This is a genomic window from Pseudoalteromonas sp. P1-25 (assembly GCF_001401805.1).
GTDB lineage: Bacteria > Pseudomonadota > Gammaproteobacteria > Enterobacterales > Alteromonadaceae > Pseudoalteromonas.
This window is the reverse complement of record NZ_LKDW01000002.1, coordinates 317,718-336,885: the sequence shown is the minus strand read 5'-3', so window position 1 is coordinate 336,885 and position 19,168 is coordinate 317,718. Positions and strand designations below refer to the sequence as shown.

Sequence of the window (19,168 nt, the reverse complement as noted above, 5' to 3'; positions counted from 1 at the left end):
TTCATTGTTTTAAACATCGCTGCTATTATCACTCTCTTAATAACAATAAACCAAAGGAATACAATGAACACACCACGCTTTAAATTAAGTATGAGCGCCTTAATAGTCGCAAGCACATTAGCGCTGAGCGCCTGCGAAGCTGAAATAGCCATAGACACTACCGATTCAGCACAATCAGAGTCTCCTCTTACAAAACAAGATGCCAATGCGTTTATTGCCAAAGCCGAGCAAGAACTCAGTGAGCTTTACCTAGAGTCGAGCCGCGCTGAGTGGATTTACGCAAATTTTATAACACACGACACCTCGGCGTTATCTGCCGAGGTTAATCGTAAAATGACCGAGTCGGTCGTACGTTTAGCTAATCAGGCAGCCCAATTTGACGACTTAGCGCTGGATTACGATGCACGCCGCAAGCTTAATAAACTTAAACTTGCGCTTACTTTACCCGCTCCACAGGACGCTGAAAAAACAGCTCAGCTTTCAACTATTGTGGCAGAGCTAGGTGGTTTATACGGTAAAGGTAAATATTGTAAAGACGATGGCAGCTGTTTAAGCCTTGGTGATATGACCGCAAAAATGGCCACCAGCCGTGATTACAACGAGCTACTTGATTTATGGCAAGGGTGGCGTCAAATTTCAAAGCCAATGCGCCCACTTTACGAGCAACAAGTAACCCTAACAAACGAAGGGGCTAAAGAGCTAGGTTATGCTGATACCGGCGCAATGTGGCGCAGCAAGTACGATATGCCCGCCGATGACTTTACAACCGAGCTTGACCGCATTTGGGGGCAAGTAAAGCCACTTTATAACTCACTGCATTGCCATGTACGCGCTAAATTAGGCGATAAATACGGCACCGATAAAGTGCCACAAGATGAGCCTATTCCTGCGCATTTATTAGGAAACATGTGGGCACAAGCATGGGGTAACATTTACGATGTAGTCGCACCAGAAAACGCCGATCCGGGTTACGATGTTACCGAGCTATTAGCTAAAAATAATTACGACGAGCTTAAGATGGTAAAAGGGGCTGAAACCTTTTTTACCTCAATGGGATTTGAGCCACTGCCAGAGACCTTTTACGAGCGCTCATTATTTGTAAAACCAAAAGACAGAGACGTGCAGTGTCATGCCTCTGCATGGAATATAGACAGTAAAGACGATTTACGTATTAAAATGTGTATTCAACGCACAGGCGAAGAGTTCTCTGTTATTCATCATGAGCTAGGCCACAATTTTTATCAGCGCGCTTATAATAAACAGCCTTTATTTTATCAAGAAAGTGCCAACGATGGTTTTCATGAAGCGATTGGCGACACCATTGCCCTTTCGGTTACACCAGGCTACTTAAAAGAAATTGGCTTACTAGAGCAAGTACCTGATGAGTCAAAAGACATTGGCTTACTAATGAAAATGGCGCTAGATAAAGTCGCCTTTGTGCCCTTTAGCTTAATGGTTGACCAATGGCGCTGGCAGGTATTTTCGGGCCAAGTAAAGCCACAAGATTATAATAAAGCATGGTGGGAGCTACGTGAAAAATACCAAGGTGTGAAAGCGCCTATCGCACGCAGCGAAGACGACTTTGACCCTGGTGCTAAATACCACGTACCAGGCAACACTCCTTATACACGTTACTTTTTAGCGCATATTTTACAGTTTGAATTTCATCGTAGTTTATGTGAAATAGCCGGTAACGATAAAGCCATTCACCGCTGCTCTATTTACAACTCAAAAGAAGCAGGCGAAAAACTAAACGCAATGCTAGAAATGGGCTCTTCTCGTCCATGGCAAGAAGCCCTTGAAACCATCACTGGCAAGCCGCAAATGGATGCAACCGCCATGCTTGATTACTTTGCACCGCTGCAACGCTATTTAGATGAGCAGAACAAAGGCCGTAATTGCGGCTGGTAATATAATTAAGCTCAAACATTAAAAACAACAAAGCCCGCTCAAATGAGCGGGCTTTTTATTCATATTCTAATTTTTAGTTAAATTAGAACTGTAAGCTTAGATTTGCGAAGTAAGCATCGTAATCAGAATCATCCCAGTTATTGCCGTAACCTGCTTCTAAACCAACATTATTATTGAAGAAGTGTTGAGCACCAAAAGTGTAATCATCGTTCTTATTAACTGTCACAAATACTGATGTTGCTTTACTAAAATAGTAGTTAGATGCTAATTCCCAGTTACTTGAACCGCCATCAACATCTTCAAACTTACCTTCAACAGTTAAGTAGTTACCTTGCTGTAAATCAACAAAGTACTTAGCTGCTACTGTACGGTAGTCAAACTCATCATCTGCTGTTACTGTAAAGCCGATATAATCAGTGCTGTTTAGTTCGTGGTTATATGCTAGGTCAAACACAAACTGATTGTCAGCATCTTCTACATCTACAAACGTTGCTTTTAATACAAGGTTTGGGTTAAAAAAGTAACCAGCAGAAAGTTCAATTACATCCGTGCTTGAGCCAAAATCCGTATCGAAATTATTGTACTGTGCACCTAATACGAAATCCTGTACAAAATACTCACCGCCAATGTTAGTAACATCTACAAAATCATTATCGCTGTATGAACCATAAACATTTGTTTGCTTATTGATGTACTCAAATTGATCGTAAGGACCTAATGTCGCTTTTGGAGAGAAATAATAAATTGAGTCAACACTTACAGTGTCATCACCATCTACATCCACGTATCCTACATGGCTGATTGATTGGTAAGTATCCGCAGCCATTGCAGTGGTTGCAGCGCTTGATAATAAAATGCTCGAAATGATAACGGCTAATTTTTTCATTTTTAATTCCCTATAAATCTTTTTGTCTATGCTTAGGCTCTCTAGCCAAAGTCGGGGCGCATCCTAACAGTATAAAATGAACAAAAAATGAATGAGTGAACAAATTAAACTCTATACTGGCCACTCACATTGTTAACAGTTTCGAATAAATGTAAATATAAAATGCACCTTAAATCTATCAAAGAGTTATGTGTCATCATTTAAACCTAAAAAGTAACAATTAAGGTACAAACTATCGCTAAACTGAATCCAACTTAACTATTCGATAAACCTCACCAATGTAGCTTCCTTCAGTTATATTTTTTTCATTTTTCAAAAAATTATTTTTAATTTTAAAAATTAACTTAGATGAGCAGAGCAAAAGCCGTAATTGCACTTCGTAATACTTTTATCACGGTTTATTTAAGTTAAAAACAACAAAGCCCGCTACAGTAGCGGGCTTTTTGCTTTTAATTAAGTAAGGGCTTAATTAAAACTGAAAACGCATGTTTGCAAAGTATGCATCGTTATCAGAGTCATCTGCATTGTTCTCGTAACCTACTTTAAGACCAATGTTTTTATTGATGAAGTGCTGAGCACCAAAGCTGTATGTATCTTGCTTGTTGTAGTTAGCAAATACCGAGGTTGCTTTTGAGAAGTAGTAGTTAGTTTCTGCTACCCACTGGTTTTCTGCATCTTCAATGCTCTCGTATTTACCTTCAAACGTTAAAAAATTACCTTGTTGTAAGTCTATAAAGTATTTAGCTGCAACGGCGCGGTAATCAAAATCGTCATCTGCGGTAAGTGTTACACCTACGTAGTCTGTGCTGTTTAGCATGTGATTGTATGCTAAATCAAACAAAGCAAAGTCATCGCCGTCTTTGTTTTCAACAAGCGTTACTTTTGCTAATAAATCAGGGTTAAAGAAGTAGCCACCAGTTAGCTTGTAAAGCTCACCGTTAGAGCCCGAATCTGGGTCAAGGTTTTCGTAAGAAGCACCTACTAAAAATTCATTAATGAAGTACTCACCACCAACATTCGTTAAATCGCCAAAGTCGTCATCAGCGTAGCTGCCGTATACGTTAGTTTGCTTATTGATGTATTCAAACTGATCGTACGGACCTAATGTTTTTTTAGGAGATAGGTAATAAATAGAGTCTACAGCAACAGTGTCGTTGTTATCGCTATCTTTGTAGCTTAAATTACTGATTGAATTGTAGCTGTCTGCAGCAGCCGCAGTGCTAGATAATAAAATGCTTGAAATAATAACTGCTAATTTTTTCATTGTAAGACTTCCCTTTGTGCATTGCTTTTTATGCTTTAGCTCATTGACTAAAGTGGGGACATGCTAACGCTGAGAAACTGAATGAAAACTTAATTAAGCAGTTGTATTTATTAAGTTAATTGTAAGGAGGTGTAAGAAACTGTAAATTTAAAGTAGTTGCAACATATAGTCAACAACTACTTAAAACATGTGCATTATTTAAAGTGCATGCTGGCTAATTACACGATAAACCTCATTAATATTATCGCCCGATTTAAATTCTTTACTAATAGGCGTTGGATCTGACCCTATCCAAATTTTAAGCTCGGCGTCTAAGTCAAAGTGCCCTGCACTTTCTTTACTAAACTTAGTAATTTTAGAGTAAGCAATACTCACCATTTCCATTTTAGAGCCGGTCATACCTTGCTTATCAATTAAAATTAAACGCTTATTAGTAAAAATAAACATATCGCGAATCACCTTATAGGCTTTTTCTACTTGCTCGCCATCTATTAGCGTATTGGCAAGCACTTTTTCTAAATCAGAATCATCTACTTCGCTTGCGTTACCCATTAAACCACTGAGTAGTCCCATTATACTTTCTCCTGTGTAAATATTTGATTTTCTAATGTGTGGCCATTTACCAACTGCCTATATTGCCAATTTTGCTGATGGCAAAAGTTTAATAAAGCAATATCAAGTGGCTCACCGATTGGTTGGTACTCAATCACGTATTCTTTATGTTGGCTCATATACACACGGCTTACACCTGCTAACGCCTGCAGTTGCTGCTCCACATTTTGATACGCCTCGCTGAGCATTAAGGTATAAAAGTGAGTATGCATATTGTTGTCTTTTGTTTGGTGCTCGCTCAAAATGCCCTTATCTAGGTGGAGCACTTGGGAGCATAATCGCTCAAGTTCGGTTAAATCGTGCGAGCTTAAAATAAAGGTGGCCTCGCTACTTAAGCTCGATACCAGCTCGCGCACCTCTCTGGCATGAATAGGATCAAGCCCTGCTGTGGCCTCATCAAGCATCACTATTTTCGGCGAGCCAATCAGCGCTTGCGCTATCGTTACCCGTTTTCGCATACCATGAGATAAATCGCCCGCACGCTGTTTAGCGACTTCTTTTAAGCCAACTAAATCGAGTACGCGCAGCGCTTCATTGTGGCTTTGTTTAGCACCCATACCTTGCAACTTGCCATAAAACGCCAGTTGCTTATCTATATTAAAACGTGGATCTAACTGCGCATCTTGTGGCAAAGCACTCACTTGGTTAAACAATGCAGCGCTTCCAGGCTTATGTCCTAAAATACTCAGCTCACCATGGCTTGGGTTAATATAGCCGCACAATAAACTAAATAATGTGGTTTTACCGGCACCATTGGGGCCCACTAGCGCAACTGGCGCACCTTTACTAATTTCAAAGTTCACATTATTAAGTGCTTGCTTTGCGCCATACGATTTACTCAAGCCGCTGGCTTTTATTAATACGCTCATAGCGAACTCCTTGTAAATAATTTATGTGCAATAGCGATAAATACAGCACTTTGTATAAGTGGTACACCTAATGCGCTTAATAAAGGTAAGTTTTGTCCTGCTAATAACTCAGAGTTAACACCTGGGAATATATAATCGAGCGCATTTAAAGCCGGTACCTGCCATGCCAATATTCCTACAACAATGCCGCCTCCAGCAAAATATAAAATAGCCAATACAATGGCTAAACGTGATGAGCGAGCAAAGGTATTTATTAAACACATTAGTGCGATAAATGGGCTAAGCACTATTACCATGACCATAAAAATAGAAAGTGCGCGAATAAAGCCGCCCATTAACAAGCTGGGATCTCTATAACCAAGCACACCTAGTGTGGCAACAAGGGTTATAGCTAATAAACACGCCAATACACCAAGTTGCCCTAAAAAACGGCCAAATAAAATTTCAAAGCGCGTAGCGCGCAGCGATATAAACCTTAGCGTGCCACGCTCTCTATCGCCAACGGTTTGATCGCTTGATATAAAAATAGCAAACAGCGGAAAGCTATACAAAGCAACCAGCCAGTACATAGCAAATTCGGCTTCAGGCCAATCAAGTAACTTACTTAGGCCAATGCTGCCTGAAATATCGCGCACCATTTGTTCAAAATCAGGTGCACTAATAATGCTAACTGCTTGCCCTATTGGGTAGCGCAATATTAATAACCAAACTAGCGCAAAAGCGGCCATAGCAATTAAGCCGCGTTTAGTTAAAAACATACGTACTAGCTCAAAGCCCGCTATTTGGGTTAATCGCCCTATGTTTAGTAATGATGATGTTGCCATTGGCTTTCCTTAATGACGTTGCTCATGCTTTAAAATTAAGCGTAATATAACCACAGTAAGTGTAAACACCTTGAATTACCAGCAAAAAAAAGCTCACCTTAAGTGAGCTTTGTAACAAACCATTTAAATGTAACAGGCCAAACTCCGTTTATTTTGGCCAAATTTTATAAATGCTGCTGATATACTTTAAGCGCTTGGCTTAAGTCGTTAATTAAATCATCAACGTCTTCAAGGCCAATATGTAAGCGGATCACCGGGCCTAAATCCCAACCGGTTTTAGAGCGAAGCCCTTTCATGGTTAAATTAGCCGTCACTAGGCTTTCAAAACCGCCCCACGAAAAGCCCATTTTAATATGCTCAAGGCTATCTAAAAATGCATCAATGGCTTTTTGGTTACCGGTTTTCATTATAAATGAGAACAACCCATTGCTGCCATCAAAGTCGCGCTTAAAAAATTCATGCCCAGGGCAGGTTTCAAATGCAGGGTGGCGAATATGATCAACTAACTCATGTTGCTCAAGCCATTTTGCCACCTCTATAGCCGCCTTTTCGTGTTGGTTTAAACGCACCGCCATTGTACGTAAACCTCTAAGCGCTAAATAAGCATCATCGGCACTAGTACACTGCCCTAATAAATACGACTGTTCACGCAGGGTTGGCCAGTACTTTTTATTTGCCACTGCGACCCCCATCATTACATCAGAATGGCCAACAATGTACTTAGTTGCTGCTTGAATACTAATATCCACGCCGTGCTCAAGTGGGCGGTAATGCAAGCCATTGCCGTAGGTGTTATCTAGCATGGTCATAATATTATGCTCATTGGCTACCTTTACCATAGCAGGCACATCTTGTATTTCCATGGTAATAGAACCTGGCGATTCTAAAAATAGCACCTTTGTGTTTGGCTGAATATACTCTTTAATACCCGCGCCTATTGTCGGGGGGTAATACGTGGTTGTTATTCCAAGGCCTGCTAAAATTTTATCGCAAAAATCACGCGTTGGTTCATACACGTTATCAACCATTAATATGTGCTCGCCCGCTTTTACAAACGACAATAACGCTTGGCTTATTGCCGCTGCACCGCATGGGTAAAGCGCGCAGCCTTCGCCGCCCTCAAGCTCAGTAATCGCTTCTTGCAGGGCAAAATGCGTACTTGTGCCACGCCGACCATAAAATAAAGTTTTATCGCCGCGGGTTTTAGCCGCGTTTTTTAAATCGGCCACGCTATCAAATACAATCGTAGAGGCACGTTGCACCACAGGATTTACTACACCATGGGTATAGGCTTTTTTACGCCCTGATGACACTAACTGCGTGTTTTTATTTTTGCTCGACATTATTAATCCTTAAACCTTATTTGTAAGCCATTGTTCAATTAAAAAGCGCGAAATTGAATCGACCCGCGGGAGTTTATAATGATCGCCTTCATCGCCCATATTGCCAAACGCCCTCACTTCTTCGCGAGTAAACCATTTAGCATCGTCTAATTCGTCTTTATCTACGTTTATTTGCTCAGTTTTAGCCTCTGCAATAAAACCTAGCATAATAGATGAAGGAAAAGGCCATGGCTGAGAAGCAATGTAACGTACATTTTCAACATCAACGCCCGCCTCTTCTTTTACTTCACGCGCTACAGCTTGCTCTAGTGTTTCACCTGGGTCTACAAAACCCGCCAATGACGAATACATGCCTTGTTGCCATATTGCTTGGCGACCCAATAAACAGCGCTCTACGCCATCTTCAAATACTTTAGTAACCACCATTATTACGGCCGGATCGGTTCGTGGAAATGTAGGGTGCTTACAGTGCTCGTTTTCACATAGGCGTGAGTGCCCTGCCTCTACTAATGTATTTTTACTGCCACAACGTCCACAAAAACTATGCGTTGCATGCCAATAGCATAAACCGCGGGCTAAAGCGGCTATAGAGCCATCTTGTATATCAAGCAGAGGGCCATATTGACGTATATCAATAAACTGTGCGTCGCCTATAACGTGATTGAGTTCGTCGTCGTGTATAGCTGAAACATCTAATGCAAACACACCTTGTTGCTCGGTATTTGAGCCTAAATAAATAGCGTTTGATAAATCTAAATGGGCAATTTGCTGATACGTTAAGTAGCACACATGAGCGGGGTCTTTATAAAGCAAAGTGTGGTTATTATTCACCAAAAGCCACTTACTTTGTGCCGACATTTGTGCGTTTAACCACGCAGCGTTTTTACGAAAATTAGACCCGCGGTCCAATGGCATGTCGCTGTAATAAAGCATGTGAGTCCTCAATAACATGGTATGTCGTAAAATTACCACAACCGCTAAGTAAACCCAATTTATTACAGTAATAAAAAAGCCTATATTAGCTTTATAGGCTCTTTATTAAAAACTCTCATGTTGCAGGCACTTAGCTGCTATATTTCACGCTTTAAAGTAGCAAATTGTCATCAATTAAGTGAAACTGCTCAGCACTTTGTTTAAGCACCTCAGCGGTTAACTTATCGGCGCCGTACACATCGCATGGTACATTGTATTGATTTTTTAAATGCCCGAGCAATAAAGCAAAGTCGCCATCACCAGAGAGCAAAATAACTTTATCGAGGTTTTTACCTTGCTCTAGCATATCTATGGTTATGCCTACATCCCAATCCCCTTTTGCGCTGCCGTCACGGCGCTGAATAAACGGCTTTAGTTTTACCTCAAAGCCAATAGCACGCAAAATATTTTGAAACTGGTTTTGTTTTTCGTCACCACGGTGAATGGCATACGCGAACGCGCACTCTATTGAGTATTGCTGTTTCATAAGCGCCCAGAATGCATTGTAATCAAAGTTTTTACGGTAACTTTCGCGGCACGTGTAATAAATGTTTTGTACATCAACAAAAATACCGACTCGTGGCTTACTAGTTTGCTGATCGTTTTGTAAAGTCATTTGTTTCCTTAAGTACTCACAATTCAGCGTAGCTGAAATAAATAGCTATAAACGAGTGAGCCTTGCAATTTTGTTTTAAGTAACCTAAATTGGTTACTTAATTAAATGTAACCAAATTTGGTTACCTGATTTTATGTAACTGCATTAAGTTACTTTTTGGATTTTTATGATTGGTGTGATCAGCGGCGATATAATTAAATCGCAAAAAATACCTAAGCAACAATACGATGCCATGCTTTATCAGTTAGCGCAAAGTTTGCGTGCAAATTGTGACAAATCATCATTGTGGACCATGTACCGAGGCGATGCCTTTCAGCTACAAATAAACCAAAGTGAGCAATTAATAAAAACCGCTATTATTATTTATTTGCATTTAAAGTCGGCAGGTTATGAGCTGCGCCAAAGCATGGCCTTAGGCGAGATAGATAACCCACGCAGTGATATAAAAACAGCCACCGGCTCGGCCTTTGTGCTCTCTGGGCAAGGCCTTGATAAAATAGCCAACCAGCGCTTTACCTTACAGGTAGCAAAGCACAGCCTAGATGAAAGCTTTAGCCTTAATCTTGCCTTTGTAGATACTTTGCTTAGCAAAATAACGCAAAAACAAGCTAATGCGCTATACGTGTATTTAACTCAAGCCGATAACAGCCATGCAGCTTTAGCAAAAGAGCTCAATACCAGTCGCGAAAACGTGACTAAGTTATTAAACCTAGCAAATTATCATCTAATAGAACGCTTTATAATACATGCTAAGCAGGTCATAACCACGATTTCAAAAGGAAGTGAGTAATGGGGTTTTCGTTATTATTAGTGGCATTAATTATAGGCCACCTAGTCAGTGACTTTTTTTTACAACCAATGAGCTGGGTAAACGATAGAAACACCCATCACTTTAAAGCTAAAAAACTTTACCTGCATGTATTAGTGCACGGTGTGGTGAGCGCTATTATTTTAGCGTTTTGGGAGTATAGCTATGGCTGGCAACAACTAAGCACCGTGTTACTTTCCACAGCGGCAATTATGCTTAGCCACTACCTAATAGATATTGCTAAGTCGTACTCAAATAAAGGGGTTGTGCCCTTTTTACTCGACCAAATAGCGCATATAGCCGTAATAATAGCGCTGTGTATTTATATAACTGATAACCAAAGTTTAATCGCGTACGCAAGCGCACTTGCCACTAACCCGAAAGTACTTTGGGTTGTATGCGGATATTTAATTATATTAAGCCCAAGTGCCGTATTTATAAGAATGATGCTTGAAAGGCTCACCGCTAACTTTTCAAGTGAGGGCAGCTTACCTCTGGCCGGACAAAGCATTGGCATGCTAGAGCGCGTATTAATGCTGAGCTTTATATTACTTGAACAATTTGCGGGGCTTGGTTTTTTGCTTGCAGCCAAGTCGGTCTTTAGGTTCGGTGATTTAAGTGCCAGTAAGGATAAAAAGCTCACCGAGTACGTTATGCTTGGCACCTTATTAAGTGTAAGTGTTACCTTGTTTGTAGGTTTAGCCGTTAATTCGTGGATTAGGTAAGTGTAAATTTCAGATAATAAAAAACGCGCTACTTCTATTAAAAAGGTAGCGCGTTTTTTATTGGTGTTTAATTAAAGGCCAATACAATCATTAATAATGATTAATCGTTATTATTTGCACGACGACGGCGTTGGCCATTGCCACCCACCGATTGACGCTTTGCCCATGGGTTTTGTGCATTATCATCGGTTTTAGCCGCTGGTTTTTTAGAGCCACCACGGCGAGGGCCTGTACCGTTGCCGCCATTGTTAGGCTTTTTACTGCTTGGCTTATCAGACTTAGGTTTGTTAAACGGCTGCTTTGCTTTTTTAGGCTTTTTAGGTTTAATTGGGCGCGCATCTAATGCGCGCTCAGGTACGGGGCTAGTTGGTTCAAACCCAGGCTCTTCAGCGCGAGGGATAAGCTCACCAATAAAACGTTCAATACCGTATAAATCAGCAGCGTCATCGGCAGTTACAAACGAAATAGCATGCCCTGATGCACCAGCACGGCCTGTACGACCAATACGGTGCACGTAATCTTCGTATACATTTGGTAAGTCGTAGTTAACCACATGCGGTAGTTCAACAATATCTAGACCACGTGCCACTATATCGGTCGCTACAAGTACACGTACTTCACCGCTTTTAAAGCCATCTAATGCTTTAACACGGGCACCTTGTGATTTATTACCATGAATAGCGGCGCCTGCAATGTCATCACGCTCGAGTTGTTTAACTAAACGGTTAGCACCGTGCTTGGTACGGCTAAACACTAATACTTGTTGCCAATCGTTGCTACGAATTAAATGGCTAAGTAATGCGGTTTTACGCGATTTATCAACCGCATAAACGCTTTGTGTTACGCTTTTAGCCGTGGTGTTTTTTGCCGCAACTGATATTTCAACAGGGTCATTAATTAGCCCTTTTGCTAACGCACGAATATCATCTGAAAACGTGGCCGAAAACATTAAGTTTTGGCGTTTAGGTGGCATTTTAGCAATCAGGCGTTTAATGTCGTGAATAAACCCCATATCAAGCATGCGGTCAGCTTCATCAAGTACCAGTACTTCAACGCTATCAAACTTAACTGCGTTTTGATTATGTAAATCAATTAAACGCCCTGGGGTTGCCACTAAAATATCAACCCCTTTACGAAGGCGCTGCATTTGTGGGTTTATTTTTACGCCGCCGTACACTACAAACGAACTTACATCAGAGTGCTTAGCGTATTCTTCAACGTTTTCGCTTACCTGCAAAGCCAGCTCGCGCGTAGGCGCTAAAATAAGGGCACGTACGTTATTGCTTTTTGCTTTATTGCCTTTAGATAACAGCTCAATTAGCGGTAACGTAAAACCGGCGGTTTTACCTGTACCTGTTTGTGCGGCCGCCATTACATCGCGACGTTCAATAATTGCAGGAATTGCTTGAGCCTGAATAGGCGTTGGCGTTTCATAGCCCTTTTCTAAAACCGCGTTAACTAAAGACTGTGATAAACCTAAACCATCAAAACTCATAAAATCTCTCAATAAAATAAAGGCCAAACCGGCCAAGGGCGCATTATACGCAACTAACTTAGAAATGCATGGAAATATTCACTTTGCCAAATAAGCTCCCATCGCAAAAAAGCAAATAGCAATACAAAACAGCACGATGGCATTAAAGCAGGCACGTTTTTATTAAATCAAAATATGTACTACCAAGGGGCGATTAAATCGCAGCGGGGGGATAACCCAATGGGTTATGTAAAACAACAAAAGCGGCTAAAAAGCCGCTTTTGAATAGATGCTATTTAAAAAGCAGCTATTATTTAACGCCTAGCTCGCGTAAACGCTCTTGTAGGTAGCTGTCTGCAGTGTAGCGCTCAGAAAGCACAACATCAGGACGTGGGTGTAAAAACAGCGGTAAAGAAATACGCGACTTAGTCGACGCTTTACCCGTTGGGTTAATTACACGGTGAATAGTCGATGGGAAATACCCGCCCGACGCTTCTTGTAACATGTCACCAATATTAATAATTAAGCTACCAAAGTCACATGGCACATCTAACCAACCGCCATCAGTTTTTTGAACTTGCAGGCCTGGCTCGTTTGATGCCGGTAACACTGTTAATAAGTTAATGTCACCATGTGCTGCAGCGCGAATTGCACCTGGCTCTTCATCACCTGTCATTGGCGGGTAATGTAAAATACGTAACAATGTTTGCTCAGAATCAGCAATCATGTCTTTTAAATCGATAGAAAACTTAGCACGTACATCGGCTGGTGCCTCTGCTTGAACCCAGCTTAAAAGCGTTGCTGCAAATTCGTTAGCTAAGCGGTAGTACTCACGTACGTCGGCTTCAAGCTCTGCAGGCACGCGACCTTTAGGGTAAACATGAAAGTACTCTTTAATGTCTTTAACTGTAAAGCCTTTCGCTACCTCAGAGACAGAAGGCGGGAAATAACCGTCTTGTGTTTCTTTAGAAAATAAAAAGTCGTGCTTTTGCTCTGAATTAAAAAAGTCTTGCCATTTTTCGTAAATAGACTCAACTAAAGATTGCGGGATTGGGTGATTTTTTAATACACCAAAACCGGTGTTTCTTAACGATTCAACAAATTGAGCAGCCGCATCGGGAGCTTTATAATCAACAGTAGGTAATTGCATTGTACGTTCCAGTGAATAGGTTGTAAGAACAGTGCCGCTTTAAATATAGCTAATATGCCAAAATAAAGTAGCAAAGCCTTAATTATAGCGCTGTGCGAGGATAGACAAACCACCCCAAAAACATAAGGACAAATGTCCGCAAGGTGAATTAGTGAACAACTTACTTGATCGAGATCAAAGTATAAAAAACATTGAAATTGCACTCATTAGTGCTTATATCTTATCTATTATTGTAATGTATTTTCATGAAACACTAAGGCTCTTCTATGCGACAAAAAGTATCTTTTAAAAGCGGCGATTTAGAACTGGCAGGCCAGCTTGAGCGCCCAGCAGGAGATGTAAAGTTTTATGCTTTATTTGCACACTGCTTTACCTGTGGTAAAGATATTGCTGCCGCCACACGAATAAGCCGCGCCCTTACCCAACAAGGTATAGCCGTACTGCGCTTTGATTTTACCGGTCTTGGTAATAGTGACGGCGACTTCGCAAATAGTAACTTTTCATCCAATATTCAAGATTTAGTGGCCGCAGCCGATCACTTGCGCACACACTTTGACGCACCACAACTGTTAATTGGCCACAGCTTAGGCGGCGCTGCCGTACTGGCTGCTGCAGAGCATATTCCTGAAGTATCGGCTATTACAACCATTGGCGCCCCTTCAGATGCAAAACATGTTGCACATAACTTTGAAGCCCACTTAGATGAAATTAACGCTGCAGGCGAGGCAAAAGTGAGCTTAGCTGGGCGCGAATTTACCATAAAAAAACAGTTTGTAGAGGATATAGCAAAGTACGACCGTAGCCACATAGGAAAATTAAAACGCGCGCTTTTAGTTATGCACTCCCCTGTTGATACCACGGTTAATATTTCAGAAGCCGAGAAAATTTACGCATCAGCCAAGCACCCTAAAAGCTTTATCAGCCTCGATAACGCCGACCACCTGTTAAGCAATAAAGACGATGCCGAGTACGCAGCCACGCTCATTGCTAATTGGGCAAACCGCTACGTTAAGTATGAGCAAAGTAACTACAGCGCAAAATTAGAAAACGGCAAAGTACTGGTTGAAGAAAAAGACCATATATTTACTCAGCACGTAAGTACTAAAGATCATACATGGCTTGCCGATGAGCCATTAAAGGTAGGAGGCAGTAATTTAGGCCCCGATCCATACGACCATATACTCGCAGGCCTAGGCGCATGCACCTCAATGACACTGCGTATGTATGCAACCTTAAAAAAGCTGCCGCTTGACCATGTAAAAGTAGAACTTGAACACACCCGCGACTACTACCAAGATTGCGACAATGGCGAGTGCACACAAAACCTAGAGGCCATTACTCGTAAAATTACCCTACGCGGCGACTTAACTGAAGCACAGCGCCAACGCCTGCTAGAAATAGCCGATAAATGCCCAGTGCATAAAACCCTGCATAACAGCCCTATTGTAGTAAGTGAACTAGTTGAGTAACTAAAACAAAAATAGCGCAGCTATGGCTGCGCTATATTATTTTTTCAATAGTTTGTATAATAGGTGTAAATAACCTTTCTAGCCCACTATCAATAATTTGTTGATCTTGCATATCCTTTATATAATTACTGACTTTTTGTTTCCCCTTATTATCAAACCTATAATCAACATACATTAATTCCTCCTCTGTCAGATCACTTTTATACTCATGTACAAGTTGATTGTTATTAATCAATTCTTTTAACTTTGTATCAGTTAACTTTTCAGATTCATTCTCTACTTCTACAAGCCACCCTTCATCAAAAGCTAGCTTCCATATTTCAAACGAAAATAAGCTTTCTAAATCAGCACTGACATTGTAACCCTTTCTTTTCAAGTCAATTATTAACTTTCTAGGCTTTAATAGTTCGCAAGAAACAGCTTTTACCCCTGATACCCGCTCATTAAATTTTCCTTTTGCTTTATTACCTGCTGTATCAGCGTCCAATAAAACTAAACCTTTAACTTTATTTGTTTTATGTTTTTGAATCAGATTAAAAGCAACACCGCGGTCAACAGCTGCATTTGCACAGTTGTTGTCCTCATTCGGAACGTCAATAAAAACATTCTCTGATAAATTAAAAAACTGTAATAACCTAAAAATCACTGTTTTATCACTTCTACCTTCTAAAAAAAGCCTCGGCTTCCTATCATCTTCTAGTTGTTTGAGCAGATCGGTAGCTATAGACTCATATTCTTCATTCCTCTTTAGCCATTCATCCCTTTGTTTTTCGATGATAGGGCTCAAGAGCTGAAGAAAACCTATATTCCCATGTAGCTCTTCTTCATCGGTAGCATCTATTTTTGTTTCTGGAACATTATTCTCATTAAATTTTTTACTAACGTAATAAGTTCTAGTTTTGATATTACTTGGTAAATCACTAGAATTATTTAGTGAGTAAATAGCAGGTGAATGAGTAGTTATGAATACTTGTGTGTGTTTTCGCACTGCAGCTATAAACTGCTTGTTTAGCTCAAAGCATGTAGCAAATTCAACATTATTTTCCGGCTCTTCAAAACCCCAAATTAAAGGTTTTATCGCTAATCGCTTACCACTATTTTGATGTTTAGCACCTATAAACGACAACATCATAGGAATATGTCTAATTTTAACCCCATCCCCCCTTCTACCTAAAGGGATATTATCTGAGTTAAATTCTAATGCTTCGAATATATTTCTCAGGTTTTGAGGCATTCTGATTTCGTTATCGCCACTGAATGTTTTATCAATTTCAGTTAAAAGTTCTGTTACATGGCTTTTAATTTCCGCTTCAAAACTTGTAGCTGAGCCTCTTAACCCTTGTTCTGTGGTGGCGGCAATTACATCATATAATTGACCTTGCAGTTCTTTAAAGAAGTCTTTGTCTTTAATAGCTGGAACATACATAAAGTTTATATTACTGAGAAGGTTTGGAATTTTACTTCTAGGGGGAAAATCTTGCTTTTTAGTAACTCTTCCTTTGTTTAATACACAATACTGCTGTACCTCAGAAACACGATGAAGACCATTCTCTCTCCAAACCTTTTTCCAGTACACAGTATCTGGGTAACCTTCTTTTCTATAACTTTGGGGTAACTTTAAAACCAATTCTACCATTATTTCCTTAGCTCTTTGCTTATAGACTCTAGCATTGATATTAAAATCAGAGCTAAACGAAAATGGTTCTTGTGAATCAGTGTGATTATTAAAAAAAAGGTTTAATGCTCTTAATATGTTTGATTTACCAGCATCGTTTTTGCCAACAAAAGTAGTAATTTCTTCTGCATAAAAACTTTGTTTATTTACTGATCTAAAATTAGTTATTGTTATTTGACGAATCATATCGGTTTTATTATTTATTCCATTAGATTGATATTGTATGACTTTTAATTTAAAAAATAAATTAACTATTTGATAACTATAAAGTCTACTATTAAAAGTACTTACCTTCTCAATTTTAAAAACGCCTGCATTTCTTTACTCATTCTATCCACCAGCCATTTTGGCCCGCCATCATACATATCGTTATGGCGCGATTTTTCAATCATTACTTGGCTAACTGGAAACTCTTTAAGCTCTGTTTCATTTAATAAAACATTCGCATCGGCTTCGTAATCACTACCACGCAGTGTAAGCACGCGTATGTTTTTATTACGTGGGGTTAACATGCGGCGGTGATCGAGGGTAATTATTTGGCTTACTTCATTTGGGTATATTGAAGCATATAAAGCAGATATATCGCCGCCGTTAGAGTGGCCAAATAACGTGAGTTGGGAAAAGTCATACTCAGGGTATTGCGCACTGAGCTGATTAACTAAAAATTTAAGGCTAACCACACCGCGATGCCAGTTTTCCATGCGGGTGGTTAAATATGGCTGTATACGATTAAGTGCAGGGTCGGTTTTAAGCTCATGTGCGACTGCAATGCTTAAATAACCTTTTGCATTAAACAGCTTACTGGCAAACGTGTATTCATTGTGGCTAATGCCATAGCCTGCATTTACAAATGCTACGGGGCACTTTGCCTGCTCGTTGCATTGATTATTACTGTTATTTGGAAGCGTGATATTGATAGGTATGGTTCGATTGCGGCTTTGATCCACTATTACATTGTCATCAGCAACGCTTAATGGTGACATTAAACTCGCACTTAGGCTAAATGCGCTTAATGTTAGTAACTTCTTTATTATTTTATGCATGTTTTTAAATCGTATAAATTATTGTTTTTAAATAAAAATAACTTTTACTATAAAGGTTAGCGCGCGCCATTGCTAATGTATGCGATAATACAGGTATTATTTTTAGTTAATTTAGAAAAGTACCCCATGAAATCATACAGCACTATTGAACAACGTATCGACATTTTGCAAAGTCGAATAGAAGCCTATAAAGAAGAAATCGCCGTGTTACAGGCCGAGCCAAAAAGTAACAACGAGCGTATTATTTTTAAATTTATTGAAACGGGCAGTACAGGTAAAACAAAAGACTTTGTTCGCGAGCTTGGCATTAAGTCGCCGCGCGATAGCTTATATTCATCAGGTGATGTAACTAAGCTAATTAAAGACGGCGCTGATGACATTACCCCTGCACTGCTTGAAATTGCCCGCACACTTGCTAGCGCACGTAACAAAAATGGCCCTAGCTGTTAATTAGTTAGCTACTGGTCACTAACTTATTTAGAAGCTCGTAATTTGCAGCTTCTAAATAACCTCAATCATCGGATAATTAGTTACAGAGCTCTATATCAAGGCTTGTAAGCAAGTTAAGTGCTTCAAAGCGCTCGAACTTTGCCCCCGCTAATATATTATTGTTCAAATCAATATTAAACTCAGTTGCGCCAACAAAGTCACACTTAGTTAAATTGGTTTGAAAAAACTCACTATCGCGAAAATTACTCCCTGTAAATGTACTTTGCTTTAAATTGGCATGTCTAAAATCAACATTTTTTGCAAAGCAATGAATTAATTTGAGTGAATTTAACGTTAAGTCAAAAAAAGAGCTGTTACTAAGCTCACAGCTATTAAAGCTCACCGGCGCATCAATACTTAGGGCTCCCCAATCAGCATTGCTCCATTGCACGCTGTTTAACTTACAATGGCTAAAGCTTACACTTTCAAGGGAGCTATAGTCCCACTTGAGTGACGACAAATTACAATTTTTAAAACTGCACTCTATAAATCGGCACGTTTTAAATTGCGCCTGTGAGAAATCACACTCAGTAAACGTACACGCTTCAAATTCTGTGTTTTCGATTGTATTTTTTGCTAGCTGTAAGGCACTAAATTGCTGATCGCAATAATAGTTATTATTTGAAATTGGCACTGTGACTACGTGTCCATATTTAGGGTTGTTTAATGGGCATAAGGGCTGGTTTTTGGCAAATCTTGTTTAAGCGCTAATAAGGCGATAAAAATTAGGCCAAACAGCGGAAATATCGCTAAGCATCCACCTACAAAGGCTAACACGCCCGGCATGGTGCTTTTACGTTTACCTATTTTGTAGCTAATAAGCGCAAAAATTGGAATGCAAAATAAAATAAAAAACGCTAAAAATTCACCAAATAATGTGAGATTAAACGACATAAGAACTCCCTCTCTATTGGATACTACCAATCTGCTTAAGTTACTAACCATTTATAGCGACAAATAAATAGAATGATAAAAGGCTAAATATTTAAATCGATTAGTATAATATTTAAACTACTTTAAATTTAACCATAAAAAAAC

Annotated in this window: 19 protein-coding genes; 5 read left to right on the top strand and 14 right to left on the bottom strand. The window is 39.8% G+C overall.

What is annotated here, in order from left to right; all coding sequences use genetic code 11:
* The first annotated feature begins 63 nt into the window (after positions 1–63).
* Entirely contained in the window at positions 64–1,911 is a 1,848-nt protein-coding gene (locus AN393_RS03125) for a M2 family metallopeptidase (protein WP_055013866.1), read from the top strand.
* Between the two features lie 82 nt (positions 1,912–1,993).
* Here the strand turns inward: AN393_RS03125 and AN393_RS03120 are convergent, their stop codons facing one another.
* From AN393_RS03120 to AN393_RS03085, 8 genes are all read right to left on the bottom strand, one after another.
* A complete protein-coding gene (locus tag AN393_RS03120; RefSeq protein WP_055017278.1) occupies positions 1,994–2,797 on the bottom strand; it encodes a putative porin in 804 nt (267 codons plus the stop codon).
* A gap of 469 nt (positions 2,798–3,266) precedes the next feature.
* Positions 3,267–4,061 (bottom strand): putative porin, encoded by a 795-nt coding sequence (locus tag AN393_RS03115; RefSeq protein WP_055013867.1) that lies wholly within the window; start codon positions 4,059–4,061, stop codon positions 3,267–3,269.
* 198 nt (positions 4,062–4,259) lie between these two features.
* Positions 4,260–4,634, bottom strand: a complete 375-nt coding sequence (locus AN393_RS03110; RefSeq protein ID WP_004589518.1) for a PH domain-containing protein — start codon at positions 4,632–4,634, stop codon at positions 4,260–4,262.
* Positions 4,634–5,542 carry an ABC transporter ATP-binding protein gene (locus tag AN393_RS03105; RefSeq protein WP_055017277.1) on the bottom strand — a complete coding sequence of 303 codons (909 nt, stop codon included), beginning with the start codon at positions 5,540–5,542 and terminating at the stop codon, positions 4,634–4,636. Before AN393_RS03105 ends, AN393_RS03110 begins: the two co-directional genes overlap by 1 nt.
* Positions 5,539–6,366 carry an ABC transporter permease gene (locus AN393_RS03100; protein ID WP_055013869.1) on the bottom strand — a complete coding sequence of 276 codons (828 nt, stop codon included), beginning with the start codon at positions 6,364–6,366 and terminating at the stop codon, positions 5,539–5,541. The genes AN393_RS03105 and AN393_RS03100 overlap by 4 nt, the downstream gene beginning before the upstream one ends.
* A gap of 164 nt (positions 6,367–6,530) precedes the next feature.
* Entirely contained in the window at positions 6,531–7,709 is a 1,179-nt protein-coding gene (locus tag AN393_RS03095) for a cystathionine beta-lyase (RefSeq protein ID WP_055017276.1), read from the bottom strand.
* Positions 7,710–7,718: 9 nt separating this feature from the next.
* Positions 7,719–8,642, bottom strand: a complete 924-nt coding sequence (nudC, locus tag AN393_RS03090; protein WP_055017275.1) for an NAD(+) diphosphatase — start codon at positions 8,640–8,642, stop codon at positions 7,719–7,721.
* A gap of 151 nt (positions 8,643–8,793) precedes the next feature.
* Positions 8,794–9,297, bottom strand: a complete 504-nt coding sequence (locus AN393_RS03085; protein WP_055013872.1) for an NYN domain-containing protein — start codon at positions 9,295–9,297, stop codon at positions 8,794–8,796.
* Between the two features lie 166 nt (positions 9,298–9,463).
* On the opposite strand from AN393_RS03085, the gene AN393_RS03080 reads away from it, so the two are divergent.
* A complete protein-coding gene (locus AN393_RS03080; RefSeq protein ID WP_055017274.1) occupies positions 9,464–10,087 on the top strand; it encodes a hypothetical protein in 624 nt (207 codons plus the stop codon).
* Complete coding sequence (locus AN393_RS03075) at positions 10,087–10,830, top strand: DUF3307 domain-containing protein (protein WP_055017273.1); 744 nt, start codon at positions 10,087–10,089, stop codon at positions 10,828–10,830. The genes AN393_RS03080 and AN393_RS03075 overlap by 1 nt, the downstream gene beginning before the upstream one ends.
* Before the next feature lie 100 nt (positions 10,831–10,930).
* On the opposite strand, the gene AN393_RS03070 is transcribed toward AN393_RS03075, so the two are convergent.
* Positions 10,931–12,325, bottom strand: a complete 1,395-nt coding sequence (locus AN393_RS03070) for a DEAD/DEAH box helicase (protein WP_055017272.1) — start codon at positions 12,323–12,325, stop codon at positions 10,931–10,933.
* 289 nt (positions 12,326–12,614) lie between these two features.
* On the bottom strand, positions 12,615–13,454 hold the full coding sequence (locus AN393_RS03065) for an isopenicillin N synthase family oxygenase (RefSeq protein ID WP_055013875.1): 840 nt from the start codon (positions 13,452–13,454) through the stop codon (positions 12,615–12,617).
* Between the two features lie 266 nt (positions 13,455–13,720).
* Between AN393_RS03065 and AN393_RS03060 the strand changes: the two genes are divergently transcribed.
* Positions 13,721–14,923 (top strand): bifunctional alpha/beta hydrolase/OsmC family protein, encoded by a 1,203-nt coding sequence (locus AN393_RS03060; protein WP_055017271.1) that lies wholly within the window; start codon positions 13,721–13,723, stop codon positions 14,921–14,923.
* A 31-nt stretch (positions 14,924–14,954) separates the two neighbouring features.
* Here the strand turns inward: AN393_RS03060 and AN393_RS03055 are convergent, their stop codons facing one another.
* Both AN393_RS03055 and AN393_RS03050 read right to left on the bottom strand, forming a co-directional pair.
* Positions 14,955–16,784 (bottom strand): ATP-dependent endonuclease, encoded by a 1,830-nt coding sequence (locus AN393_RS03055; protein ID WP_055017270.1) that lies wholly within the window; start codon positions 16,782–16,784, stop codon positions 14,955–14,957.
* A gap of 101 nt (positions 16,785–16,885) precedes the next feature.
* Positions 16,886–17,641: an alpha/beta hydrolase gene (locus tag AN393_RS03050; protein WP_055017269.1), complete on the bottom strand. Its 756-nt coding sequence runs from the start codon at positions 17,639–17,641 to the stop codon at positions 16,886–16,888.
* Positions 17,642–17,767: 126 nt separating this feature from the next.
* On the opposite strand from AN393_RS03050, the gene AN393_RS03045 reads away from it, so the two are divergent.
* Complete coding sequence (locus AN393_RS03045) at positions 17,768–18,091, top strand: hypothetical protein (protein ID WP_055014122.1); 324 nt, start codon at positions 17,768–17,770, stop codon at positions 18,089–18,091.
* Positions 18,092–18,167: 76 nt separating this feature from the next.
* Here AN393_RS03045 and AN393_RS03040 read toward each other — a convergent pair whose 3' ends face one another.
* Positions 18,168–18,764 carry a pentapeptide repeat-containing protein gene (locus AN393_RS03040; RefSeq protein ID WP_055017268.1) on the bottom strand — a complete coding sequence of 199 codons (597 nt, stop codon included), beginning with the start codon at positions 18,762–18,764 and terminating at the stop codon, positions 18,168–18,170.
* Between the two features lie 29 nt (positions 18,765–18,793).
* A complete protein-coding gene (locus AN393_RS03035) occupies positions 18,794–19,024 on the bottom strand; it encodes a hypothetical protein (RefSeq protein ID WP_055013881.1) in 231 nt (76 codons plus the stop codon).
* Positions 19,025–19,168: the final 144 nt, after the last annotated feature.